At 70.6% G+C, this 24,280-nt stretch carries 23 protein-coding genes; 13 read left to right on the forward strand and 10 right to left on the reverse strand.

Annotated features, from left to right (window positions below; all coding sequences use genetic code 11):
• Positions 1-107: 107 nt before the first annotated feature.
• Positions 108-1,190, forward strand: coding sequence for an aldo/keto reductase (locus tag AB0M01_RS28450; RefSeq protein WP_363674778.1), 1,083 nt, complete (start codon positions 108-110; stop codon positions 1,188-1,190).
• On the opposite strand, the gene AB0M01_RS28455 is transcribed toward AB0M01_RS28450, so the two are convergent.
• Positions 1,187-1,765 (reverse strand): winged helix-turn-helix domain-containing protein, encoded by a 579-nt coding sequence (locus AB0M01_RS28455; RefSeq protein WP_363674780.1) that lies wholly within the window; start codon positions 1,763-1,765, stop codon positions 1,187-1,189. The genes AB0M01_RS28450 and AB0M01_RS28455 overlap by 4 nt on opposite strands.
• A 32-nt stretch (positions 1,766-1,797) precedes the next feature.
• Positions 1,798-2,484: a nucleotidyltransferase domain-containing protein gene (locus AB0M01_RS28460; protein WP_363674782.1), complete on the reverse strand. Its 687-nt coding sequence runs from the start codon at positions 2,482-2,484 to the stop codon at positions 1,798-1,800.
• Between the two features lie 29 nt (positions 2,485-2,513).
• Between AB0M01_RS28460 and AB0M01_RS28465 the strand changes: the two genes are divergently transcribed.
• Genes AB0M01_RS28465 through AB0M01_RS28490 form a run of 6 tightly spaced genes read left to right on the forward strand, consistent with a single transcriptional unit; the run spans position 2,514 to position 7,108 of the window.
• Complete coding sequence (locus tag AB0M01_RS28465; RefSeq protein ID WP_363674784.1) at positions 2,514-3,152, forward strand: hypothetical protein; 639 nt, start codon at positions 2,514-2,516, stop codon at positions 3,150-3,152.
• A 31-nt stretch (positions 3,153-3,183) separates the two neighbouring features.
• On the forward strand, positions 3,184-4,020 hold the full coding sequence (locus AB0M01_RS28470) for an AraC family transcriptional regulator (RefSeq protein WP_363674786.1): 837 nt from the start codon (positions 3,184-3,186) through the stop codon (positions 4,018-4,020).
• 9 nt (positions 4,021-4,029) lie between these two features.
• Complete coding sequence (locus AB0M01_RS28475; RefSeq protein WP_363674788.1) at positions 4,030-5,178, forward strand: FAD-binding oxidoreductase; 1,149 nt, start codon at positions 4,030-4,032, stop codon at positions 5,176-5,178.
• Positions 5,175-5,795: a dihydrofolate reductase family protein gene (locus AB0M01_RS28480; protein ID WP_363674790.1), complete on the forward strand. Its 621-nt coding sequence runs from the start codon at positions 5,175-5,177 to the stop codon at positions 5,793-5,795. The genes AB0M01_RS28475 and AB0M01_RS28480 overlap by 4 nt, the downstream gene beginning before the upstream one ends.
• Entirely contained in the window at positions 5,792-6,706 is a 915-nt protein-coding gene (locus AB0M01_RS28485) for an NAD(P)-dependent oxidoreductase (protein ID WP_363674792.1), read from the forward strand. Before AB0M01_RS28480 ends, AB0M01_RS28485 begins: the two co-directional genes overlap by 4 nt.
• Before the next feature lie 18 nt (positions 6,707-6,724).
• Positions 6,725-7,108: a PPOX class F420-dependent oxidoreductase gene (locus AB0M01_RS28490; RefSeq protein ID WP_363674794.1), complete on the forward strand. Its 384-nt coding sequence runs from the start codon at positions 6,725-6,727 to the stop codon at positions 7,106-7,108.
• A gap of 46 nt (positions 7,109-7,154) precedes the next feature.
• Here the strand turns inward: AB0M01_RS28490 and argG are convergent, their stop codons facing one another.
• A complete protein-coding gene (gene argG, locus AB0M01_RS28495) occupies positions 7,155-8,594 on the reverse strand; it encodes an argininosuccinate synthase (protein WP_363674796.1) in 1,440 nt (479 codons plus the stop codon).
• A 76-nt stretch (positions 8,595-8,670) separates the two neighbouring features.
• On the opposite strand from argG, the gene aac(3) reads away from it, so the two are divergent.
• Positions 8,671-9,507, forward strand: a complete 837-nt coding sequence (gene aac(3), locus AB0M01_RS28500; protein WP_363674798.1) for an aminoglycoside 3-N-acetyltransferase — start codon at positions 8,671-8,673, stop codon at positions 9,505-9,507.
• A 26-nt stretch (positions 9,508-9,533) separates the two neighbouring features.
• Here the strand turns inward: aac(3) and AB0M01_RS28505 are convergent, their stop codons facing one another.
• Complete coding sequence (locus tag AB0M01_RS28505) at positions 9,534-10,796, reverse strand: alpha/beta fold hydrolase (protein WP_363674800.1); 1,263 nt, start codon at positions 10,794-10,796, stop codon at positions 9,534-9,536.
• Positions 10,797-10,813: 17 nt separating this feature from the next.
• Positions 10,814-11,422 carry a helix-turn-helix domain-containing protein gene (locus AB0M01_RS28510; RefSeq protein WP_363674802.1) on the reverse strand — a complete coding sequence of 203 codons (609 nt, stop codon included), beginning with the start codon at positions 11,420-11,422 and terminating at the stop codon, positions 10,814-10,816.
• A 201-nt stretch (positions 11,423-11,623) separates the two neighbouring features.
• On the opposite strand from AB0M01_RS28510, the gene AB0M01_RS28515 reads away from it, so the two are divergent.
• The gene (locus AB0M01_RS28515; protein ID WP_363674804.1) at positions 11,624-12,490 is read left to right on the forward strand and encodes an exodeoxyribonuclease III; all 867 of its coding nucleotides are present in this window, start codon (positions 11,624-11,626) and stop codon (positions 12,488-12,490) included.
• Positions 12,490-13,596: a hypothetical protein gene (locus tag AB0M01_RS28520; RefSeq protein ID WP_363674806.1), complete on the forward strand. Its 1,107-nt coding sequence runs from the start codon at positions 12,490-12,492 to the stop codon at positions 13,594-13,596. Before AB0M01_RS28515 ends, AB0M01_RS28520 begins: the two co-directional genes overlap by 1 nt.
• Before the next feature lie 134 nt (positions 13,597-13,730).
• On the opposite strand, the gene AB0M01_RS28525 is transcribed toward AB0M01_RS28520, so the two are convergent.
• Complete coding sequence (locus AB0M01_RS28525) at positions 13,731-14,249, reverse strand: DinB family protein (protein ID WP_363674808.1); 519 nt, start codon at positions 14,247-14,249, stop codon at positions 13,731-13,733.
• Positions 14,250-14,363: 114 nt separating this feature from the next.
• Here AB0M01_RS28525 and AB0M01_RS28530 point away from each other — a divergent pair, with 114 nt between their 5' ends.
• Positions 14,364-15,395, forward strand: coding sequence for an aldo/keto reductase (locus AB0M01_RS28530; protein ID WP_363674810.1), 1,032 nt, complete (start codon positions 14,364-14,366; stop codon positions 15,393-15,395).
• 135 nt (positions 15,396-15,530) lie between these two features.
• On the opposite strand, the gene AB0M01_RS28535 is transcribed toward AB0M01_RS28530, so the two are convergent.
• Positions 15,531-16,235, reverse strand: coding sequence for a M50 family metallopeptidase (locus AB0M01_RS28535; RefSeq protein WP_363674812.1), 705 nt, complete (start codon positions 16,233-16,235; stop codon positions 15,531-15,533).
• Between the two features lie 140 nt (positions 16,236-16,375).
• Between AB0M01_RS28535 and AB0M01_RS28540 the strand changes: the two genes are divergently transcribed.
• The gene (locus AB0M01_RS28540) at positions 16,376-18,355 is read left to right on the forward strand and encodes a S41 family peptidase (protein WP_363674814.1); all 1,980 of its coding nucleotides are present in this window, start codon (positions 16,376-16,378) and stop codon (positions 18,353-18,355) included.
• 42 nt (positions 18,356-18,397) lie between these two features.
• On the opposite strand, the gene AB0M01_RS28545 is transcribed toward AB0M01_RS28540, so the two are convergent.
• Entirely contained in the window at positions 18,398-20,608 is a 2,211-nt protein-coding gene (locus AB0M01_RS28545; RefSeq protein WP_363674816.1) for a SulP family inorganic anion transporter, read from the reverse strand.
• 158 nt (positions 20,609-20,766) lie between these two features.
• On the reverse strand, positions 20,767-21,978 hold the full coding sequence (locus AB0M01_RS28550) for a mandelate racemase/muconate lactonizing enzyme family protein (protein WP_363674818.1): 1,212 nt from the start codon (positions 21,976-21,978) through the stop codon (positions 20,767-20,769).
• A gap of 90 nt (positions 21,979-22,068) precedes the next feature.
• Here AB0M01_RS28550 and AB0M01_RS28555 point away from each other — a divergent pair, with 90 nt between their 5' ends.
• Complete coding sequence (locus tag AB0M01_RS28555) at positions 22,069-22,842, forward strand: SDR family oxidoreductase (RefSeq protein WP_363674820.1); 774 nt, start codon at positions 22,069-22,071, stop codon at positions 22,840-22,842.
• 47 nt (positions 22,843-22,889) lie between these two features.
• Here the strand turns inward: AB0M01_RS28555 and phoA are convergent, their stop codons facing one another.
• A complete protein-coding gene (gene phoA, locus AB0M01_RS28560; RefSeq protein WP_363674822.1) occupies positions 22,890-24,251 on the reverse strand; it encodes an alkaline phosphatase in 1,362 nt (453 codons plus the stop codon).
• Between the last annotated feature and the right edge of the window lie 29 nt (positions 24,252-24,280).

Here is a 24,280-nt window from a genome sequence, read left to right on the forward strand (position 1 = left end):
CAGAAACAACCTGGATGAGAGGAATAGGCAAGACGCCGAGCGGATCGGTCTACCTTCGCGACCGAGCCGGCGCTGAGATGGAGGTACCAACACGAAGGAGACCTCCGATGGGACTCGACCAGTACCTCACCCTCGGCCGTTCCGGCCTGCGGGTCAGCCCGTTCGCGCTCGGCGCGATGACCTTCGGCGAGGATCCAGGCGGTGCCGGCTGCAGCGTCGAGGAGTCCGAGAAGATCCTCGCGACCTACCTCGATCGCGGCGGGAACTTCGTCGACACGGCGAACTTCTACACCAACGGGCACTCCGAGAAGATCCTCGGCGACTTCTTCGCCGCGCAGCCCGGACGGCGTGAGCACGTCGTCCTGGCGTCGAAGTTCTTCGGCAACATGTTCCCCGGCGACCCGAACGGCGGCGGTGCCGGCCGGGGCTCGATCGTCGCGCAGCTCGACCAGACGCTGCGCCGACTGCAGACCGACTACCTCGACCTGTACTGGTTGCACAATTGGGACCGGCACACGCCGATCGAGGAGACTCTGCGCACGCTCGACGACCTCGTCCGGGCGGGCAAGATCCGGTACGTCGGCTTCTCGAACACCCCCGCGTGGGTGACCGCGCAGGCCCAGACGACCGCGCTGCTGAAGGGCTGGACGCCGCTGGTCGCGCTGCAGGTCGAGTACTCGCTGCTGGCGCGGACCGTCGAGGGCGAGCTCGCGCCGCTCGCGCTCGACCAGGGGATGACGCTGGTGCCGTGGAGCCCGCTCAAGAACGGGTTCCTCTCCGGCAAGTACCGGCGTGGTCTCGACGTCGCGGACTCGGCACGGACGGCGTTCGTCGGCGGGCCGAGCGAGGCGGAGTACGCCGTGATCGACGTCGTCGCCGCGGTCGCCGACGAGCTGGGGACGTCGTCGGCGGCGGTCGCGCTGGCCTGGCTGCGGCAGCGGCGGGGGAGCGTCGTACCGATCGTCGGAGCGAGGCGGGTGGAGCACCTGGAGAGCAACCTGGCGGCGCTGGAGATCACGCTGACCGGGGAGCAGATCAGCAGGCTCGACGAGGTGTCGGCGCCGGTGCTGAACTATCCCGCGCCGATGCACGGTGCTGGGCGGGCGATGCTGCAGTTCGCCGGAGCGACGGTCGATGGAGAGACTTCGACGGTCTACCCACCGCTGCTCCAGAGCGACGTCCGGTACTAGTCCCGACGCGGCGGCGGGAGCGTCGGGTAGTCGAGGATCGGGTACACCCCGGTGACGAACCCGTACGTCGTGTCACCCGCGCGCGGCAACGTGTCGAACTCGTGCACCAGCTGCTCGACCCGGTCCCAGAACTCGGCGACCCGCTCGTCGGGGATCCGCGCGTGCCGGATGAACGAGCGCAGCTGGCCGGCGTCGTACGCGCCGGCCGACTCCTGCATCGCGACCTCGAAGTCGTTGAAGTCCGGCGGCAGCTCGACGCCGTCGACGCGGCGGCCGAGGCCGACGAAGAACATCCGGGCCGCGCGGCCGTAGTACCGCTCGTCGATCGCCCGCACCTTGCGGGTCCGGACCACGCGCAGGATGCCGGCGTCGGCGAGCACCTTCACGTGGTGCGCGACCGTGCTCTTCGGGCGTTTCACCGCCGCGGCCAGCTCGCCGACGGTCGCGGCGCGCTCGTGCAGCAGGCCGAGGATCGTGGTCCGCAGCGGGTCGCTGATCGCCCGCACCTGCTCGACCGTGGTGAGCTCGATGGTCTCCTCGAGCTCGTAGTCCGGAACGGCGGAGTCACTGGCCATGATCGGCTCAGAGTAGCACCGGGTACGCCGGATCAGCCGCGCTCGCCGGCCGCCTGGTAGCCCGCGAAAAGGGGGCCACCGGCAAGCGTCAGCACCTCGTCGGCGAGCGCGCGGATCGCCGCGGTGATGGTCCGGGAGGCGAGCCAGCGGTCGGCGTACGCCGGGTCGAGGTCGCGCAGCTCGCGGAGCAGCCACTTGCCGTTGCCGACCCAGTGGTTGCGGACATGGAGCATCGTCTCGGCGGTGCGCAGCCAGGTGTACGTCGCGATCACGGCCTGCTCGTCGGCGGGGGCGTGGGTGAGGTCGTCGAGCAGGTCGGTGAGCGCGTAGCGGAGGCTGTCGAGCTCGGGCTGCGCGAGTGCCGGCGGGCCTGCTTCGAGAGCGGCAAGGGCTGCTGCCTGGTGCTCGCTGGGGTCGCCGACGATGGGGGTGCCCAGGGCAACCATTCGGTGCAGGGCCGGGCGGCGGCCGGGCAGGTCCTTGGCGAGGTAGTGCGGGAGGCTCGCGCTGTCGTGGACGAAGAGCTCGACCGGCCAGCCGTCGTACTCGAGGGACTCGCGGCGGGGTGCGCCGGGAGTCCCGTCGGGGAGGAGGACGACGATGTCGAGATCCGAGCCCGCGGTCCGGGCCGAGGTCAGGACGCTGCCGCTGAGGAGCACCCAGATCGCGGTCGGGAAGAGCTCGGCGGCGAGGCGGCGGGTGGTCTCCAGGGGATCCATCAGGACATCATGCAGGGATGCGGAGGCGGATGCAGACCGGTTTTGGTGAACCGGGCTTCGAGGAGTGGGAGCCGGTGGGGATCGGTGCGTTCGCCGAGCGGGTGCTGAGCACGCGGCCGCTGGTGGTTGCGGTCGACGGGCGGAGCGGGAGTGGGAAGTCGACGCTCGCTGGTCGGTTGGCGGCGGCTATTGCGGGGGCGGCGGTGGTTCATGGGGACGATGTGGCGTGGAATGCGCCGATGTTCGGGTGGAGCGAGTTGCTGGCGAAGGGCGTGCTGGAGCCGGTACGGCGGGGTGAAGCGGTGTCGTACCGGCCGCCGGCCTGGGAGGAGCACGGCCGGGGAGGCGCGATCGAGGTGCCGGTGGATGCTTCGTTGGTTGTTGTCGAGGGTGTTGGGGTCGGGCGGCGGGACCTGGCCGGGTTAGTTGATGTGTTGGTGTGGGTGCAGTCGGATCTTGCCGAGGCTGAGCGGCAGGGGATCGCGCGGGATGTCGCGTCCGGGGTGAACGGCGATGCGGAGGCGGCGGCGCAGTTCTGGCGGGAGTGGATGGAGTCTGAGGTTCCGTTCCTGGAGCGGGACAAGCCGTGGGAGCGGGCGGACTTCGTGATTGCGGGGACGGGCGGGGGTGAGGCGGGTGGCGGCACCGTCCACGTCGCCCGGGGTTGACGGCGGCGTACCGGCCTAGTTCAGTTCGGGGATGGAGTCGTACGTCGAGCGGCCGCCCGTCGCGGCGCTGGCCGGGGTGGTGCGGACGGTCTGGATTCAGCGGACCGGCGACTCGGCGTACGTGCAGCGGCATCTGCCGACGGGCGGCGTGGAGATCCACTTCCCGATCGGTGGGCGGCCGCAGCTGGTTGGGCCGCTGACGGGCCCGGAGGTCGAGGTGATTCCGGCGCGGACGACGATCGTCGGGGTGCGCTTCATGCCCGGGACGGCGCCGCCGTTGCGCGCGGGGCTCGACGACCTGGTCGACCAGCGGCTCGATCTCGGCGATCTGTGGGGTGGGCTCGTCGATCGGCTGGTCGAGACGATGGCCCTCGCCGGCACGCCGGAACGCGCGCTGCTGATCCTGCAGCAGCATCTGGAACGGGAGTTCCGCGGCCACCGAGATCCGCTCGTCGGTGAGGCAGTGCGAGCGCTGATGCCCTGGCGGCCGCTCAGCATCGACGCGCTCGCCGATCACCTCGCGCTCTCGTCCAGCCAGCTTCGGCGGCGCTGTCTGCAGTCGGTCGGGGTCGCGCCGAAAGTGCTGCAGCGGACGCTGCGCTTCCAGGGCTTCCTCGCGCTGGCGCAGGCGGGCGCGACAGCGTCGGGGCAGCGCGGCGCGGACGGCACCGCCGGGTTGGCGATCGACGTCGGGTACGCCGACCAGGCGCACCTCAGCCGCGAGTGCGTGCGGCTGACCGGGCTCACACCGGGCGAGCTGCTTGGCGGGACGGTCGACCGGTGCCTGTGCGGCCACGACCACTCGGCGTCGTACCGGCCGTTCCTGCGTGCACGTTTTGTTCAAGACCCGGCGGGGCGGCGCACCTAGTTTCGGGGCATGACCTTGGTGCACCGGTGCGAGTCCGTCGCCGACGTCGTCGCCGGGCTGCGCGCAGGCGCGGCGCGCGGCGAACGCGTGGTCGCGCGCGGCGGCGGGCACTGCTTCGCCGGGCGCTCGTCGACGGACGGGATCGTGCTCGACCTCGCGGGGTTGGACGGGATCTCCGTCGCCGACGGGATCGCGACGGTCGGCGCCGGGGTCCGGCTGGGCGCGCTGTACGACGCACTGCATCGCGTCGGCCGAGCGGTGCCGGGCGGATGCGGCGCGGGCGTGGGGATCGCCGGGCTGACGCTAGGTGGTGGGATCGGGCTGCTCGGGCGCAAGTACGGGCTGACCTGCGACCGGTTGGTCGGCGTACAGGTGGTGCTGGCGGACGGGCGGGTCGTCGAGGCCTCGGAGGCGTCGGAGCCGGAGTTGTTCTGGGCGTTGCGGGGTGCGGGTGGTGGCCAGTTCGGGGTGGTGACGGAGTTCCGGTTCGCGACGGTCGCCGAGCCGGTGATGACGCGGATCGAGGCGCGTTGCACCGAGGACCTCGCGGAGGTGATCGCGTGGTGGCAGGAGTGGGCGCCGGACGCGCCGGACGAGGTCACGGTGAATCTCAGCGTCGGCGCGGGTGGGGCTCGGTTGTTCGGGGCCTCGATGCTGGACGCGAACGAGACCCGGGAGCTGCTGCCCGCGGGAGTCGAGGTGCGCGGTGGACTGCCGTACGCCGAGGTGAAGAGCTCGTTCGCTGACCCGCTGGAGCAGCCGGCGGTGCGGATCCGGTCGGAGTTCTTCGAGCAGTCGCTCCGGACCGCGACGATCAAGGCCCTCGTCGAGCAGCTCGGCGGCGAGCTCGCGTTCACCGCGATGGGCGGCGCGTACAACCGGGTCGCGCCGGACGCGACGGCGTTCGCGCACCGCCGGACGCGGTTCCTGCTCGAGCACGTCGGTGCGGTCGGCGACCCGTGGGTCGACGCTTCGTGGGCGATCGCGACGAGCGACGGCGCGGGCCGCGTCTACCCCAACTTCCCGGACCCGGCGCTCGACGACTGGGCCGCGGCGTACCACGGCGGGAACTACGCGCGCCTCCAGGCGGTCAAGCGCGCGTACGACCCGGAGCAGTTCTTCGACTTTCCGCAAGCGATCTCCGGAGGAGACAGATGAGCAAGGTGCTGACGGCGCTGTCGGTGTCGGTCGACGGGTACATCACCGGACGCGATCCCGGCGCGGGGCGTGGGCTGGGCGACGGCGGGATGCTGTTCGACTGGTACTTCAACGGGGACACCCCGAGCCGCGAGTTCGACGGGTTCAAGCTGAGCGCGGAGAGCGCGCGGGTGTTCGACGGGCTGGCGAGCCGGCTCGGGGTCAGCGTGGCCGGGCGCAACACGTACGACGACTCCGGGTGGATCGACGGGGGAGCGCCGCACCCGACGGCGCCGCTGGTGGTGGTCAGCCACCGTCCACTCGTCGGATCAGAAGCACCAGACATCGGACCAGGGATGAGCGACCGCCAGACCCTCGTCACCTCCGGGATCGAGGACGCGATCGCCGTCGCCAAGAAGCTTGCCGGGAGCAAGGACGTCGCGCTGATGGGCGGCGGAGTCGTCAGTACGGCGCTCGCCGCCGGCCTGGTCGACGAGGTCGTCCTGCACCAGGTCCCGATCCTCCTCGGCGCGGGCCGCAGCTTCTTCCAGGATCTCCCCTCGCACATCCACCTCCGACTGCTCGAGGCCGTCGCAGCGCCCGGCGTGACGCACCTGCACTACGAGGTCGTCCGATGATCCTCGTCACCGGCGGGCTGGGAATGATCGGTGCCCACACCGCGCGGGCGCTGCTCGACCTCGGCGAGCAGGTCGTCGTCACGACGTACCGGCAGACCGACGTCCCGTCCTTCCTCGCCGGCCGGGTCGCGGTCGAGGCGCTCGACGTCACCGACCGCGACGCGTTTCTTGCCCTGGGCAAGCAGTACGCCGTGACCGGGATCGTGCACCTGGCCGGCAGCATCCCCGGCGAGAACCCGGTCGACTTCTACCGCACCGACCTGACCGGGCTGCTGAACGCCCTGGACGCGGCGCGGGCCTGGAACGTCCGGCGGTTCTCGGTCGCGAGCAGCCTCGGGGTCTACCTCGGCCGGAGCGAGATCCCGTGGCGCGAGGAGCTCGACCTGCCGTCGGTGGATCTGCCGCACCACATCATCGCGTTCAAGAAGGCCGTCGAGCCGATCACCACGCACGCGCTGCAGGGCACCGGCGTCGAACCGGTGCTGCTCCGGATCGGCAGCATCTGGGGACCGTTGATGGATCCGGAGTCGGCGTTCAGCCCGATCCCGTCGTACGTCAGCGCGGTGCTGCGTGGTGAGATGCCGCGCCCACTGCCCTCTGGTGAGGGCGGCGACTCCTGCTACGGGCCTGACGCCGGGCGCGCGATCGCGCTGCTGGCGGCTGCACCGTCGCTGCGGCACACGACGTACAACGTCTCGGCCGGGCGGCCGTCGACGAACCACGAGATCGTCGCCGCCCTGCGCGCGATCACGCCCGCCGAGCTGCTTCCGGAAGGCCCCGACGGCGGGGTCGACGAGAAGCCGTACCTCGACATCACCCGGCTGACCGAGGAGACCGGCTTCACCCCACGCTTCGACGCCGCGTCCGCGGTGGCCGACTACTTCGCCTGGCGGACCAAGAACCCGCGCTGACCTTTCAAGGAGCACACCATGCTTGACCCAGCCGTCCGTGAAGTTCTCGACGGGAAGTCGATCGCCCACCTGGCGACCGTGGGGGCCGACGGGTCGCCGCACTCGGTGCCGGTGTACGTCGGGACCCGTGGCGACCACGTGGTGTTCTTCACCGGCCCGGACGCGCGCAAGGCGCGCAATCTGCGGCATGACCCGCGGGTCGCGTTGTCGATCGCGCCGGTGGACAACCCGTTCAACCCGGTCGTCGTCCGGGGCCGGGTGGTCGAGTGGCTGACGGGGGACGCCGCGTGGGAGATCGTCGACCAGTTGGCGATCCACTACGCCGGGCAGCCGTACCCGCGCGGTGAGGAGCGGGTCGTCGCGCTGATCGAGCCGACGCATCAGTCGGTGGGAATCGGCTGAACGCAACAACACCGCGGCTGGGAGCAGCCGCGGTGTTGTTCATGAATCAGTCGGTGCCCGACTCCATCGCCGCCCGGTCGAGCAGCTCGTCGTCGGGGTCGACCTGCCCGCGCGAAGCGATCAGGTCGGCGCCGCCCTCCGGCATCTCGCCGATCAGCTGCGGCGTCGTGGTCCCGATCAGCTCCGCGTGCGCCGTACCGATCATGCCCAGCCCGGCGTACTGCTCGAGCTTGGCGCGCGAGTCGGCGATGTCCAGGTTCCGCATGGTCAGCTGGCCGATCCGGTCCAGCGGGCCGAACGCGGAGTCCTCGGTGCGCTCCATCGACAACTTGTCCGGGTGGTAGCTGAACGCCGGGCCGGTGGTGTCGAGGATCGAGTAGTCCTCACCGCGCCGCAGCCGCAGCGTCACCTCGCCGGTGATCGCGGCGCCGACCCAGCGCTGCAGGGACTCCCGCAGCATCAGCGACTGCGGGTCGAGCCAGCGGCCCTCGTACATCAGCCGGCCGAGCCGCCGCCCGTCGTTGTGGTACGCCGCGACGGTGTCCTCGTTGTGGATCGCGTTCACCAGCCGCTCGTACGCCGCGTGCAGCAGCGCCATGCCCGGCGCCTCGTAGATGCCGCGGGACTTCGCCTCGATGATCCGGTTCTCGATCTGGTCGGACATGCCGAGGCCGTGCCGGCCGCCGATCGCGTTGGCCTCCATCACCAGGTCGACCGCGGAGCCGAACTCCTTGCCGTTGATCGTCACCGGCCGGCCCTGCTCGAAACCGATCGTGACGTCCTCGGCCGCGATCTCGACCTCGGGGTCCCAGAACGCGACGCCCATGATCGGCTGCACGGTCTCGATCCCGGTGTCCAGGTGCTCCAGCGTCTTCGCCTCGTGGGTCGCGCCCCAGATGTTGGCGTCGGTGGAGTAGGCCTTCTCGGTGCTGTCGCGGTACGGCAGGTCGTGGGCGAGCAGCCACTCGCTCATCTCCTTGCGGCCGCCGAGCTCGGTGACGAACGCCGGGTCGAGCCACGGCTTGTAGATCCGCAGGTTCGGGTTCGCGAGCAGGCCGTAGCGGTAGAACCGCTCGATGTCGTTGCCCTTGTACGTCGAGCCGTCGCCCCAGATCTGGACGTTGTCCTCGAGCATCGCCCGGACCAGCAGCGTGCCGGTGACGGCGCGGCCCAGCGGGGTGGTGTTGAAGTACGACCGGCCGCCGGAGCGGATGTGGAACGCGCCGCAGGTCAGCGCGGCCAGGCCCTCCTCGACCAGCGCCGCCCGGCAGTCGACCAGGCGGGCGATCTCGGCGCCGTACGCGTGCGCGCGGCCCGGGACCGAGGCGATGTCGGGCTCGTCGTACTGGCCGATGTCGGCGGTGTACGTGCAGGGGACGGCGCCCTTGTCGCGCATCCAGGCGACCGCGACCGACGTGTCGAGCCCTCCGGAGAAGGCGATGCCGACGCGTTCGCCGACGGGGAGAGAGGAGATCACCTTGGACATAGGAATAAGTATGCAGGGTTATGCATGATCATGCAAACCGGGTGCGCTGTGGTGGCGGGCGGTGGATGCTCGGGAGATGGCGTTTTCTGGGGCTGAGTTGCTGGAGGACACCGAGTTCGCGCCGGTGACGCGCGGGGTGATCGCTCGCGGGGTCGCCGGGTTGGGGGTGGTGGCGGGCGATGTGCTGATGGTGCACGTGCGGTTGTCGGCGCTCGGGTGGGTTGTCGGGGGGATCGACACCGTGGTGCGGGCACTGGTGGATGTGGTGGGTGCGGAGGGAACGCTGGTCGCGTTCTGCGGGTGGGACGACAGTCCGTACCACGTCGCGTTCTGGCCGCGGCGTTGGCAGAGCGCGTACGACGAACTGCCGGGGTTCGCGCCGGAGGTGTCGTCGGCCAGGAGGGATTTCGGGCGGTTCCCGGAGCGGCTGCGCACGTGGCCGGGGGCGCTGCGGAGTGCGCATCCAGAGGTGAGCTTCGCGGCGCTCGGCGCGCAGGCGGGAGGACTGCTGGCGTACGCCGGTCCCGCGGTCGAGGATCCGTGGGGTCGTGACGGGGTGCTCGGTCGGCTCACGGCCGCCGGCGGCAAGGTGCTGATGCTCGGCGCGCCGCTGAAGACGCTGACGCTGTGCCATCACGCGGAGGCGATCGCGGAGGTGCGCGGGAAGCGGTACCACAGCTACCGGATGCCCGTGCGTACTGCGGAGGGCGACGTCTGGCGGGAGTACACAACTCTCGACACGTTCTACGGTGCGTTGCCGTACGTCGCCGGGCACTCGGTGGCGGACCTCGCCCAGCAAGCCGTCGCCGCCGGCGCCGGCGTGGTTGGACGCGTGGGGCCGGCGGAGAGCTGGGTGTTCGACGCCCGCCGTACGGTCGCTGCCGTCAGGGCCTGGATCGAGGCAGCGTTCTGAGCTCGCCGTCGACGTAGAGGCGGTTGTCAGGCCGGCGGCAGATCGTTGGCCAGCTTGATCAACCGGTCGAGCACCGCGCCGCCCGACGCTCGGGCGCCGTCGTGCTCGTACTCGTTGGTGATCCAGGTCGTCAGGTTGCCCACCCGCGCCGCCGTCTCCAGCGACAGTGACGCGTCCACGTACATGTCGTCGTGGTAGATCGCCGCCGCGACCGGCACCTGGTTGGACGCGAGACGCTCGGCGTCGTACAGCGCCGTCCAATCAGTCGCAGCGGCCAGCAAGTGCGCGGCTTCGGCGTACGGGCGCAGTCCAGCCAGGTCCTCGACCATCCACGGATAGATCATCTCGCCGGTGAACAGGAACGGCTCCGCCGACGCGGCGAACTCATCAGGCATCACCCGCGCAGCAGCCCAGTCCGTCGGGCGCTTGTCCTGCCCGTACAGCGACTCGTGCAGCACCACGAACAACGGGTTCAGTGTGTGATCGGTCCGCGCCAGCACGCCGTGCAGGAACGCATCCGACAGCTCGTCGCCGTCCCATGCCTCGTCGATCAACCAGTGCAGCGACTCCGCCGACTCGCTCATCCCGAGCCCGAAGCCGAGTGTCTGAAACCGCTCGACCGTCAACCGATCCCCGTTGGGCAACCGGACATCCGAACCGAGCAGGTGATCAGCGATCCGCCACACCTTCGCCACGTCCTCCGGGAACAACCGGTAGTACCGCAACGTCTTCGCCTTGGCCCGCGGATACGTCCGCCGGTACACGTCATCGGCCGTCGCATCCAGCCCGGCCAGCCCGCCGGTCACGTAGCAGGCCTTCAAACCCTCCGGCGCCTTCGACAGGTAGGTCAGCGTGATGAACCCGCCGTACGACTGCCCGAGCGTCGACCACGGCTTGCCCGGACTCAGCTGCCCGCGGATGAACTCCGCGTCCGCGACGATCGAGTCCGCCCGGAAGTTCTTCAGGTACGCCGCCAGCTCCGCGCCGCTCATCGACGCGGCGGTCCGCCGGGTGACCGGCGTACTGCGGCCGGTCCCGCGCTGGTCGAGCAGCAGCACCCGGAACTCCCGTGTCGCGCGCTCCAGCCAGCCGCTCCCGCTCGTCGGCCGCGGCGACGCCGAACCGGGACCGCCCTGCAGGAAGACCAGCCAGGGCAGGTCGTCGTCGACCTTCGTCGGCGCGACCGCCTCGCGCGCGAACACCTCGATCGCCGGACCGTCCGGCCGCGTGTGGTCGAGCGGCACGGTGAAGGTGTGATCGGTCAGCACGAGTCCCGGGATTCTGGCCACCCGTTCATTGTCCAGGATCAGCCGACGAAGGCCGGGTCGTTGTCCACAGCCTGCTCGACGACGCGCAGCGCGGCCTGCACCCGGAAGACGTGGTCGACCGGGTCGTGCCCGGCGAGCACTCGCCGTACGGACTGCAGATGCGCCGTCCGGTACGCCGCCGCGGTCAGCGCCGCGACCAGCCGCGGCTGCCGGACGCCGGTCGCCTCCATCGCCATCGCGACCGCGTCCTCGAGCTGCTCGGCCATCTCCCGCGCGCGGGCCTGCAGCGCGCGCGACTCCGCGACCAGCCGGAAGAACGGCTCCTGCCGCAGCCGGACCAGGAACGGCGGCGACTCCTGCGACGCCAGGAAGAGCGCCCGGTCGGCGATCGCCCGGACCGCGCTGATCCCGTCGGCCCGGTCGAGCACCGCGCCGACGAACTCGGCCTCGGTCTCCGGGTACTGGTCGAAGAGCAGGTCCTCCTTGCGCGGGAAGTGCGCGAACACCGTCGGCCGCGCGACGTCGGCCGCCTCCGCGATCTCCGACACCGACACCTGGTCGAAGCCGCGCGCGACGAACAGCCCGGTCGCGACGTCGGAGATGTGCTGCCGCAGTGCTGCCTTCTTCCGCTCCCGGCGACCTTCCATGACAAAAGCATACCCAACTCAAAGTCATACCGAGTATGCTCAACCGCGGACGAGAGGAGGAGCCGGTGCAGTACGTGGAGGAGTCGATCGAGCTGCTCGACCAGATCGAGCTGGCGGCGGCGTTCTGGTTCGGTCTCGCTGAGTTCGAGCTGCCGGCCGAAGAGGACTCCGAGAGGAACTGAGCGGGGCTACCGTAGGCCCGTGCGAGTAGCTACCTGGAACGTGAACTCGGTGAAGCAGCGGATGCCGCGGCTGCTCGACTGGCTGGACGAGCGGGAGCCGGACGTCGTCTGCCTGCAGGAGACGAAGCTGGCCGACGACGCCTTCACCAGCCTGCTCGGCGCGGAGCTATCCGCGCGCGGCTACGAGACCGCCCTGTACGGCGAGGTGCAGTGGAACGGTGTCGCCCTGCTGTCCAAGGTCGGTCTCGAGGACGTGGTGACCGGTGTCGCCGGTGCGCCGGGCTTCCCGAACCCGGAGGCCCGTGCGGTCGCGGCGACCTGCGGCGGGATCCGCATCCACTCCTTGTACGTACCGAACGGGCGCGAGCCCGACTCGGACCACTACGTCTACAAGCTGGCCTGGCTGAAGGCCCTCCGGGACGTGGTCGCGGCCGGTCCGGCCGAGCAGATCGTCTGCGGTGACATGAACATCGCTCCGGCCGACGCCGACGTCTTCGACCCGGCGGCGTACGTCGGGTCGACGCACGTCACGGTGCCGGAGCGGGAGGCGCTGGCCGCGCTGCTGGCGACCGGGCTGCACGACGTGGTCCGGGACCGGTGGCCGACCGAGCGCGTCTTCAGCTACTGGGACTACCGGGCCGGCATGTTCCACCAGGACCTGGGGATGCGAATCGACCTGATGCTCGCCTCCGACCCGGTGGCCGAGCGGGTGAAGGCGGCCTGGGTCGACCGGAAGGCGCGCAAGGGCACCGGGCCGAGCGACCACGCGCCGGTGATCATCGACCTGGACGTCGCGCCCGACGGCGACATCGGTCCCGTCGTACCGCCGCCGTCGAACCCACGCGGCGCCCGCAAGCGCACCACCAAGCTGCCGCAGAACCGCTGATGCGCAGAGCGCTCCTGCTGGTTGCTGCCCTGCTGCTCTTGGCAACTGCGTGCAGCGAGGACAAGCCGGCAGCAGCGGTCCCCTGGGAGCAGGTGAAGCTACCGGCCGAGGCGGTCGCGCTGGCAAGCAGTGGAGACCAGTTGCTGGTCGGACTGCGCGACCGCAACGCCAAGGTGGTCCCGCGACTGCTGCTGGTCGATGGCGACAAGCAGCGCGAGGTCAAGCTGTCGCCGTCGCCGAGCAGCCCGTACTCGTTCCACGCGATCTGGAAGTCCATCGCGTACGACGGCCGCCGGGTCCTCGCGCTGGGCGGTGCTGCGGGCGGTGCGCACTCCAACGTGCGCTGGACCGTCTGGACCGGCGACACCACCGCGCTGAAGGAGCTGCCGCAGGTCTTCACCACCTTCGGTGGACCTGACGCGGGCCGGGTCTACTCAGCGGTGGTGACTCCGACCGGCCAAGCACTGCTCGGCGCCTGGGCGAGCAAGACCTCCGGACTCGATGCCGCGGTGTGGCTGCCGCAGGGGGAGAGGTGGACCCGGCAGGACTCGACCGGGACCGTGCTGCGGAGCCAGCCGTCGTTGCTGGTCGGTCCTGGCGATGCGACAGCCTTCAAGGAGTCCATCGTGCAGACGGGTTCGCAGGTGCGGCTCGCGAAGGACGTCGTCCAGCAGGAGGCCGCGGTGTGGGTGTCGCGGCGGCTGAACGACGGGTGGTCGAGCTTCGCGCTGCCGGAGGTGGGGGCGCGGAGTCACGGCGTACGGGTGTCGTGCGGGGAGCAGCTGTGCACTGTTGCCGGGTGGGTGGACGGGAAGCTGGCGCTGTGGCAGCTCGACCCGACTCGGCCGGACAGTGCGCGGAGGCTGAAGGGCGTGCCCGATATCGCGGTCGGTGACAAGACGCCGCTGCCGCCGCCGGTGCTCGACGGTGACACCGTCGTCCAGGTCGTTGCTGACGGCAATCAGGTGAAGGTGCTCCGGGGCGGCGACGACAACTGGACGGTTCAGACCGCCGCCGGACCGACCGGAGAGGTCACGGACGCGCGGCTGGTCGGTCGCACGCTCTACCTGGTCGCCGGTGCAACGCTGTGGAAGTCAGCCGAGTAGGGCGTGTCTGGCAATTCCCCGCCTACTGCGCGGCACCCGGCACGGCATCTCGCCGCACGGGAGCCAAGCGCACGATGCTTCGCATCGCACCCTCGTCTCCCGCACGCCGAGCTACCGCACCGGGCACCTGCTCGCTACGGCGCGGAATTACCAGACACGCCCAGACCACGCACGTACGCCGCCTGGCCGGCGTGCTGGAGGTCGTCGGACAGGACGCTGTTCAGCCGGACGCCCAGCGTGACCGGCGGGTTCCAGCGCTTGTCGACGACGCGCTCCAGGTCGTCGTCGGTCAGCGACTCGAGGTACTGGACCGTGCTGGCGTGCACGGCGTCGTAGTACCCGGTCAGCAGCTCGGCCGACAGCTTGACGGCGGCGACGTCGTCAGGGGTGTGGCCGTAGCCGGTGTCGGCCGGGTCGAACGGGAGGCCGAGGCGGTCGTGCCAGCCGTCGGCCGTCAGCACCTGCTCGTAGCCGCCGGCGTCGGCCAGGTGGTCGTCCTGGATGCGGGTCAGGTGCCAGACCAGCCAGGCGATCGAGTTCGCCGAGTCGGCCGGACGGGTGCTCAACGCGTCGTCGCTCAGCCCCTCGACGGTGTCGTGGACGACCTCCTGGATCCGGCCGAACGCGTCGACCAGAAGTGCGCTGATGTTCATCTTTTCCCTTCGCCGCGCGGACTTCCGCCACCGTACTCCGGCCTGTGGACACTGCTGCGCACGTCCGGACCGAAACGTTCTACTGTGAGCGGTACTAGACCAGAAGGAGCAGCTGTGGAATACCGCACCCTCGGTGCGAGCGGCACCGTCGTCTCGACGTACGCGCTCGGCACCATGACGTTCGGGCACGAGACCGACGAGGCCGGCGCGCACCAGCAGCTCGACACCTACGTCGAGGCCGGCGGCACGCTGATCGACACCGCCGACGTGTACTCCGCGGGCGTGTCGGAGCAGATCGTCGGGAGCTGGCTGGCCAAGAGCTCCGCCCGCGACAACGTCGTCCTGGCCACCAAGGGCCGCTTCCCGACCGGCGACGGGCAGAACGACGTCGGTACGTCGCGCCGGCACCTGCGGCGTGCGCTCGACGCGTCGCTGCAGCGGCTCGGCGTCGACCACGTCGACCTCTACCAGCTGCACGCGTGGGACCCGATCACCCCGCTGCAGGAGACGCTCAGCTTCCTGGAGGACGCCGTCCGGGCCGGCAAGATCGGGTACGGCGGCCTCTCGAACTTCACCGGCTGGCAGCTGCAGAAGGCGTGCGACCTGATCGACCGGCAGGGCTGGTCGCCGCTGGTCACGCTGCAGCCGCAGTACAACTTGCTGGTCCGCGAGATCGAGTGGGAGATCGTGCCGGCCGCGCAGGAGAACGGGCTCGGGCTGCTGCCGTGGTCGCCGCTGGGTGGCGGCTGGCTGACCGGGAAGTACTCGTTCGAGGAGGCGCCGACCGGTTCGACGCGGCTGGGGGAGAACCCGGAGCGTGGCGTCGAGGCGTGGGCGCGGCGGAGCAAGAACGAGCGGGTCCGCGCGGTGGTCGACGCGGTCCGGGCGATCGCCGAGGCCCGCGGGATCTCGATGGCGCAGGTCGCGCTGGCGTGGCTGGTGGACCGGCCGGCGATCACGTCGGTGATCCTCGGCGCGCGCACGCTCGAGCAGCTGAACGACAACCTGGCCGCCGCGGACCTGCACCTGACGGCCGAGGAGACCGCACAGCTGGACGAGGCGAGTGACCCGGGCGCGGCGGACTATCCGTACGGCGTACCGGGCGTGCAGCAGCGCGACCGCCCGATCACCGGCGGCCGCGGCTAAGCACTCCCATAGTCAGGCGGCCCGACACCGCCCAAGTCAGAGCCGGCGCTGCAGCAGCTAGGCGCTGGGCGCCGGACCGCGCCCTCGGCATCCTGCTCGGTCGGAGAGGTCATGGACCATGTGGTCGGGGTGTGCTCAGGTCGGCAGGACGTCCGACCAGAGCACACCCAGGGCCAGGCAGGCCAGCGTGATCAGGCCGAAGACGCCGACCCACAGGATCGCCGGTACCCCGGTGATCCTGCGGAGTTGGTCGGCGTCGGAGTTGCGCCCGGCGCCGTGCCGGCGCGAACGCTGCAGCTCGAGCACAGCGCGCGGCGCCGCGAGCAGCAGGAACCAGGTGAGCAGGTAGGCGAACGCCGACTGCACCTGCTCCGAGCCCCACCACGACACCCCGAACACCACCGCGCCGAAGGCGAGCACCGACCAGAGCCCGAACAGGTTCCGGATCTGCAGCAGGAGGATCAGCAGCGCGAGCAGCAGCCCCCAGAGCAGACCCACGGCGTACCCGCGGCTGAGCACGAACGCGGCCGCGAGCCCGAACAACGCGGGACCGGGATAGCCGACGAGCAGCACCGCGGCCATGCCGGCGCCGTCGGGCTTGCCGCGCGAGACGGTGACGCCGGACGTGTCCGAGTGCAGCCGGATCCCGGCGAGCTTGCGACCGACGAGCAGCGCGATCAGCCCGTGCGCACCCTCGTGCGCGATCGTCACCACCTGGCGCGTGTGCCGCCAGATCGGGCGCCACGCGATCAGCAGCAGCGCCACGACGCCGGTGCCGATCACGACCTCGAGCGGCGGGTCGGCCTGCACGGACGTGATGTTGTCCCAAACCTCGATCACCGGGACATCCTGACAGGTGGGTGGTCAACCGCCGCACCGCACCGACTCGCGGTGCACCCAGCCGTTGACACAGCGGTACCACCGGCGGACGGTGGACAGATCGCGGCGTCCGGGGAGGGAGCCGCCTGTTGGGGGATGTCATGACCGAACCGCGCAAGACCGTCACCAAGAAGACCGCCGCCAGGAAAACCGTTGCCCGCAAGGGAAGTCGCGCCACCCGGCAGGACCAGCAGGCGGCCGCCGTACCGCTGCCGCAGTTCCTGGCCGGAGCTGGTTCGCTGACGCTGGCCCAGCGCAAGCTGCTCGTCGACCAGTCGCTGCTGCTGCTCGGCGAGAACTACGTGCACCTGCCGCTGAAGGCCGCGATGCACGCCGTCAACCCGCTGCAGCGGCTGCGCGTGCTGCGGGCCCGGATGGAACGCCAGACCGACGCGACGATGGAGGCCGAGTGGATCTTCCACCGGTCGATGTCGAGCGTGTTCCACTCGGTCCGCGACCTGCACACCAACTACCTGCTGCCCGCGCCGTTCGCCGGGAAGGTCGCGTACCTGCCGTTCATGATCGAGAAGTGCTTCGACACCGACGGCGAGCACTACCTGATCACCCGGACCGTCACCGGGTACTCCGCGCCGCAGTTCGGGCCCGGTGCCGAGGTGACGCACTGGAACGGTACGCCGATCGCGCGCGCCGCCGCGCTGAACGGTGCGATCTTCGCCGGCAGCAACGAGGCGGCGAACCTCGCGCGCGGGCTGGAGTCGCTGACGCTGCGGCCGCTGGTGATCCAGGCGCCGCCGGACGAGGACTGGGTGACGCTCAGCTACACCGGGCTGGACGGGTCGTCGCAGGAGTTGCGCGAGCAGTGGAAGGTGACGACCAACCTGCCGCCGATGACCGACCTCGACGCGATCAGCGAAACCTCGGCGTCGCTGGGGCTCGACCTCGACTCGGACGAGAAGAGCCGAGCGAAGAAGAGCCTGTACGTGCGGGAGGTGGTCGATCTCGAACGCGAGGCGAGCGCGAGCGCTGTCGCGGCGCCGGTCGCGGTGGGGGCCGCGGATCTGCCGACGACGATGCCGGGGGTGTTCCGGGCGCGGGCGGTGACGACAGCGCACGGGACGTTCGGGCATCTGCGGATCTTCACGTTCAGCGTGACCGATCCGGTGGGGTTCCGGGACGAGTTCGTGCGGCTCGCGGCGGCGCTGCCGCAGGAGGGGCTGATCGTCGACGTACGGGACAACGGTGGTGGGCACATCTACGCGAGCGAGTTCACGCTGCAGACGATGACGCCGCGGCGGATCACGCCGGAGCCGGTGCAGTTCATCAGCTCGCCGCTGAACCTGCGGATCTGCCGGCGGCACAAGGACAACCCGGCCGGGATCGACCTCGGTCCGTGGTTCGACTCGCTCGACCTGGCGACCGAGACCGGCGCCGCGTTCTCGGCGGCGAAGCCGATCACACCGGAGGCCGGCGCGAACGAGCTCGGGCAGACGTACTACGGGCCGGTGGTGCTCGTGACGGACGCGCGGTGCTACTCGGCGACCGACATCTTCGCGGCGGGGTTCGCGGATCACGAGATCGGGACGATCCTCGGGGTCGACGACAACACGGGCGCCGGTGGGGCGAACGTGTGGACGCACGGTTTGCTGGCGACGCTGCTGAACGAGCCGCCGCCGGCTGACCCGACGTCGCCGTACGTGGCCCTGCCGAACGGCGCGAACCTGCGGGTGGCGATCCGGCGAACGCTGCGGGTGGGGGAGTTGTCGGGGACGCCGGTGGAGGACGTCGGCGTACGACCGCACGCGATCCACCGGATGACGCGGGCGGATCTGCTGTCAGGCAACACGGATCTGCTCGATGCGGCCGGGGCGATTCTCGCGGGGATGCCGCAGCGGCGGCTCGACGTGACGACGTCGATGACGGGCACGACGCTGACCGTCGGGTTGGACGTCGACGGGATCGACCGAGTCGACCTGTACTTGGACGACCGCCCGATCAGCTCGGAGGACCTGGCCGGTGCGCCGATCGCGATCGAGATCCTGGACGTGACGCCGGGACAGTTGCTTCGGGCGGATGCATTCGACGCTGGTGTGCTGGTCGCTTCCCGGCGGGTGTACGTCTGAAGGCAGCCGGTGGGTGCGGGTTTCGCACCCACCGGGGCCTAGCTAGAGGTCGGCGTCGGCGGGGGTGCTGGCGGTGGCCAGTTGTTCGTCGGCGCGGATCAGGTACGGGGGTTGGTCGACGACCAGGCGGGCTGCTGTGGCGCTGATGTCGAACCAGAGGCCTACCAGTTCGAGGCGGCCGGCTTCTTCGGCTTTGCGGACGCAGGCGAAGCTTCGGAGGTTTTCCAGTTGGACTGCGACGTTCGCGACCGAGAGCTTGTCAGCTGGTGCGAGTTTGAGGCCGGTGGCTGGGTCGACGATGTCGGGGAGGGCCACCGCCCGGCGTACTGATGGCTCCAGGTGGCGGAGCCAGGTGCGGAGGCCGGAGCCGTCGTCGTCGACCGTGTCCAGGGCGGCGCCGGCGGCGCCGCAGTGGGAGTGGCCGCAGACGACGATCGAGCTGACGCCGAGGACGTCGACGGCGTACTCGACAGCGGCGTCGACCGAGTTGCTGTTCGAGCCGTACGGCGGGACCAGGTTGCCCACGTTCCGGACGCAGAACTGTTCGCCGGGGCCCGAGGTGGTGATCAGGTTCGGCACGATCCGGGAGTCCGCGCAGGTGATGAACAGCTGCGTCGGTTTCTGCCCGTCGGCGGCTAGCCGCGCCATCATCGGCCGGATCAAATCAGCCGACTCCTCGAACTCGCGGATGCCGTCCAGCATCGACGCCCGCTGGTCGGGCGCGGGCACGATCTGCCCGTGCTGCCACGGCAACCAGCGCTTGGCTTCACCCTGCAGGGCGGCCCGGAACGCGGCCCGGTTGAGCTCGACCGTCCCGCCGCGCGCGAGGTGACCGCGGCGCCAGTCCTCGATCGCCTCGTACGCCGCGTGGTCCAGGTGGTCGACCTGGAGCTTCACGCGGACCGCCGCACCGACCGGAATCGTCCGCAACGTCCGGACCAGCGAAGCGACCCCGAGGAACACCAACGTGCCCTGGATCCGGACCGTCCAGACGCCGCCCTCCTCGGTCGCCGTGACCGTTGCCTTCGCCAACCGGTAGAGCACGCGCCCGAGCGCGAGCACCAGCCCGGCGAGCACGCCCTCGGCCAGGCCGAGCGCGGCGACACCGGCCGCGGTCACGACGTACACGAGCAGTTCGTCGTGCCGTCGCAGGGTGCGGATGTGCGCGAGCTGGACCAGCCGGAGCCCGGTGACGAGCAGCACGCCCGCGAGAGCGGCCATCGGGATGAGCTCCAGCATGGCACCGGCCGCGAGCACGAAGACCGCGATCCACAGGCCGTGCATGATCGCCGAGGCGCGGGTCTTCGCCCCGGCTGTGACGTTGGCCGTACTGCGCACGATGACGCCGGTGACCGGCATCCCACCGAGCGCGCCGGAGACCGCGTTGGCGGCGCCCTGGCCGATCAGCTCACGGTCCAGGTTGCTCCGTTTGCCGCGGTGAAGCTTGTCCACGGCAACGGCTGAGAGCAGTGACTCGACGCTGGCGACCAGCGCGACGGTGAGCACCGCCGTCCCGATGTCGAGCGCGCTGCCGGACGGTATCGCGGGCAGGATCAGCTCCTGCAGCGGGTTGTCCGGGAGGTCGACGCGGGTGACGTCGACCATGAACCAGGCGGCCAGCGCGGTCACGAACACCACCGCGACCAGCGGCGCCGGAACGACTTTCACCTTCGGGATCCGTGGCCAGGCGAGCAGGATCACGACGGTCAGCACCCCGACCAGGACAGAGCCCGGGTGGTGCGCGACCAGCTGCCCGGGAAGCCCGGCCAGGTTGGCGATCAGCGAGCTCTGCGCCTGTCCACCGAGAACGACGTGGAGCTGCTGGACGGCGATCGTGATGCCGATGCCCGCGAGCATGCCGTGCACGACCGCGGGGGACAGCGACAGTGCGAGCCGGCCGATGCGGGTGACACCGAGCAGGATCTGCAGCAGGCCGGCCGCGCAGGTGATGGCGGCGGTCGCGGCCCAGCCGAACTGGCTGACCAGTCCGGCGACGACAACGGTGAGGCCGGCGGCCGGGCCGCTGACCTGAAGAGGAGAGCCGCCAAGCGCGCCGGCGACCACGCCGCCGACGACGGCGGCGACGAGGCCCGCGATCAGCGGCGCCCCGGAAGCTGCGGCGATCCCGAGTGACAACGGGATCGCGATCAGGAAGACCACCAGCGAGGCCGGTAGGTCATGACGGACGATGGACCTCCACGAAACCTGTTCGACAGCAGGCTCGCGCGAAGGCGGTGAATGGGAAGTTGACATGGTCGGCACGGGTCCCTCCGGCGTCGGTGCAAGAGCATCAGGCGTCGAAACAAAGAGTGTCGATCTCGTTACTCATAGTACCCAGCCGTTCAAGGCCCGACGACCCTCGATTTGTTGCCCTGGGCTCAGAACGCCCGGAGTAGTGGCGAAATCGTTGCCTAAGGCAGCTTCGAGACCCGGCGCTCGGCGGCGATCTCGGCCTTCAGCCGGACACCGTGGCCGGGGGCATCGGTCGCCGCGATCCGCCCGTCGAGGATCGGCGGCAGACCGTCGACCAGTTCGGCGTACCAGGTCCGCAGGAAGGCGCGGACGGTCTCCTGGATCAGCCCGTTCGGCGCTGACTGGGTCAGGTGTACGCACGCCGCCAGCGTCGCCGGCCCGGTGCAGTCGTGCGGAGCCACCGGTACGCCGTACGTGTCGGCGAGCGCGGCGACCTTGCGCGCCTCGGTCAGCCCGCCGGTCCACTGCACGTCAACGGTGACGACGTCGACCGCACCGCGTTCCAGCAGCGGAAGGAATCCACGCCGCCCGACCAGCGTCTCACCGGTCGCGATCGGCACGTCGACATCGCGCCTCAAGGCGGCCAAACCATCGACGGCGTCGGGCCGCATCGGGTCCTCGACCCAGTACGGCCGGTACTCGGTCAGCGCCTGCAGGATCGTCGTCGCCCCACGCCGGTTCCACAGCCCGTGCAGCTCGACCATCAGCTTCAGGTCGAACCCGACCTCGGCCCGGATCGCCTCGATCACCGCCAGCCCGCGGCTCAGCTCGGCCGGCGAGATGTCGGTCCCACCGGTCGCCTCGGCCGCGCGGTCGAACGGCCAGACCTTCATCCCGGTGATGCCCTCGTCCCAGAGGTCGCGGGCCAGCGCGGCCGGACGGTTGAGGAAGGCGTCGAGGTCGTCCCAGCGGTCCGGGGTCGTTGCCGGGACACCCCAGTTGTCCGATCGTTGCCGCGTACTCGTACTGATGTAGCCCGGTCCCGCACACGTGTTGTACGTCGGCAACGACTCGGCGACCGGCCCGCCGAACAGCCGCACCAGCGGCAGCCCGGCCTCCTGCCCGACCAGATCCCACAGCGCGAGGTCGACCGCGCCGTTCCCGCGGGTCTCGACCCCGGCCCCGGCGAACCCCGTGTACGACGCGAGCGCCCGCGCCATCGACTCCGGCGTCGGGTCGGCCGCCGTCAGCAGCACCTCGGCCGCCGTCAGCAGCACCTCGGCCGCCGACTCGTGCAGGTACGCCTCGACCGTCCGGCCGCCGAAGAACGCCTCGCCGAGCCCGGTCCGCCCGTCGTCGGTGTGCAGCAGCACGAACACCAGGTTCGGCTGGATCGCCGGCCGAACCGTCTCGACTGCGGTGATTCTCATCGCGGGTCCTCTCCTCGTCACCCCTCCCTTACCAAGCAGCGGAGACCGGGAAACTAGGATAGGGACGAGTCGAGCGCGGGAGAGAAGTCGATGGATCTTCAGTTGTCGGGAAAGACGGCCGTCGTCACCGGAGCCAGCAAGGGGATCGGACTGGCCTGCGCGGAGGCGCTGGCCCGCGAGGGCGCCCGGGTCACCGGGATCTCCCGCGACCCGGCGAACCTCGCGAAGGCGCAGGCCGAGCTGAAGACGAAGGGCCTCGAGTACGCCGTGGAGGCGGTCGACCTCACCGACGCCGACGCGACCGACGCGCTGTTCGCGCGGATCGGCGTACCGGACGTCCTGGTGAACTGCGCGGGCGCGGCCCGGCAGGTGCCGGTCGCCGAGTTGAGCAGCGCGTCGCTGCACTCGGCGATGGAGGCGAAGTACTTCACCTACATGCACGCGACCGAGGCGGTGATCCGCGGGATGGCCGAGCGCGGCAGCGGCGTGGTCGTGAACGTCGTCGGCCAGGGCGGCCGGCAGGCGAGCCCGCTGCACATCGGTGGCGGCGCGGCGAACGCGGCGCTGATGCTCGCGTCGGTCGGCTACGCGAAGGCGTACGCCGGACGCGGCGTCCGGGTGAACGTCATCAACCCGGGCCTGACCCGGACCGGCCGGATCGACGACCGGCTGGACGCCGCGGTCCGCGACTCGGGGCGGCCGCGCGAGGAGCTGCTGGCCGAGATGGTGGCCGGCATCCCGCTCGGGCGAGCGGGCGAGCCGGCCGAGATCGCGAACGTGGCGGTGTTCCTGGCATCGCCGCTGGCCAGCTACGTGACCGGCGCGGTCGTGCCGATGGACGGCGGCGCGACCTCGGCGATCTGAACCGAAAGGGGCACACCTCGAAGCGAGGTGTGCCCCTTCGACAAAATTCAGCTGACGCCGAGTGCGCGCCGCATCGTGTAGAACAGGTCGGTCTGGTTGGTGACCCCCAGCACGTTGGCGGCCTGCGGGCCGCCGGCGGCGATCCGCACCTCGGTGCCGGTGTGCTGCTGGTCCGTGCCCAGCGGAGCGGTCGCGTAGGAGATCGTCATGTCCGCGCCGTCGTGGGTGCGCAGCGTCGCGGTGGCGCCGGTGGTCTTGGTGCCGGCCTCGACGATCTGGCTGGTGTGCGCGTGGTCGGCGGTGACGACGACCAGCGTGTCCGGGTGGTCCTTCTGGTACTTCAGGGCCTCGTCGACCGCCTTGTCGAAGGCGACGGTCTCACCGACCTGGCCGCACGGGTTGGCAGCGTGGTCCTGCTTGTCGATCGAGGCGCCCTCGATCTGCAGGAAGAAGCCCTTCTTGCTGTCCTGGGTCTGCTTGTCCAGGACCGAGATCGCCTTCTTGGCCATGTCGACCAGGTGCGGCTGCTTGGCGTCGCGGGCGGTGTTCACGGCGCAGGTCGCGGCCGGGGTCCCGTTCGGGGTCGGCTGCGGGCCGGTCCACTCCAGGTCCATGTTGTTCGGGGCGAAGGCGCCGAGGATCGGCTTGTTCGCCGGGGCCTTGGTCAGCCCGGCCAGGTCGGTGACGATGTGGTAGCCGGAGACCTGGGCCTGCTGCAGCACGGTCAGCGTCTTGTACTTGCCGCCCTGCACGGTCTGGTCGAAGTACTGCTTGCCGCCGCCCAGCAGGACGTCGGGCTTGGTCTGCACCAGCTGCTCCGCGATCGACCCAGCGCCCTTGTTCTCCTTGGCGTTGGCCGGGCACGCGGTCATCGACTGCGGACCCTTGCAGTCGCGGCTGACCACGTGCGAGCCGAGCACGGCCGGCGTGGCGTCCTGCAGCTCCGCGGTGGTGACGTCACCGGTGCGGTAGCCGGCCTTCTTGGCCAGCTCCAGGATCGTCGGCAGCGGCTTGCCCTTCGGGTCGACCGAGATCGCGCCGTTGTAGGTCTTGGTGCCGGTCGCCCAGCCGGTCCCGGACGCGGCCGAGTCGGTCACGTAGTCCGGCAGCTTCGGGTTGTTCTTCTGGACGGCGTACGTCGTGTAGGCGCCGGTCAGCGGCAGCTTGTCCATCGACAGCCGGCCGGCCGCGCCGACCTGGTAGTTGCGGGCGATGGTGATCTCGCTGTCGCCCATCCCGTCGCCGATCAGCAGGATGACGTTGCGCGCCTTCCCGCCGACGATCGCCTTCGACGCCGCCTTGGTGTTGTCCTGGTGCTGGTCCGCCGCGGTCGCGAGCGCCGGGACGCCCACCACCAGCGCGGCCACGGCACCCGCCGCCACGATCCGACGGTTTCCGGAGAACTTCATACTCGGTCCTGCCCCCATCAATGAGATTG

This window comes from Kribbella sp. NPDC051770, assembly GCF_040681455.1.
Lineage (GTDB): Bacteria > Actinomycetota > Actinomycetes > Propionibacteriales > Kribbellaceae > Kribbella.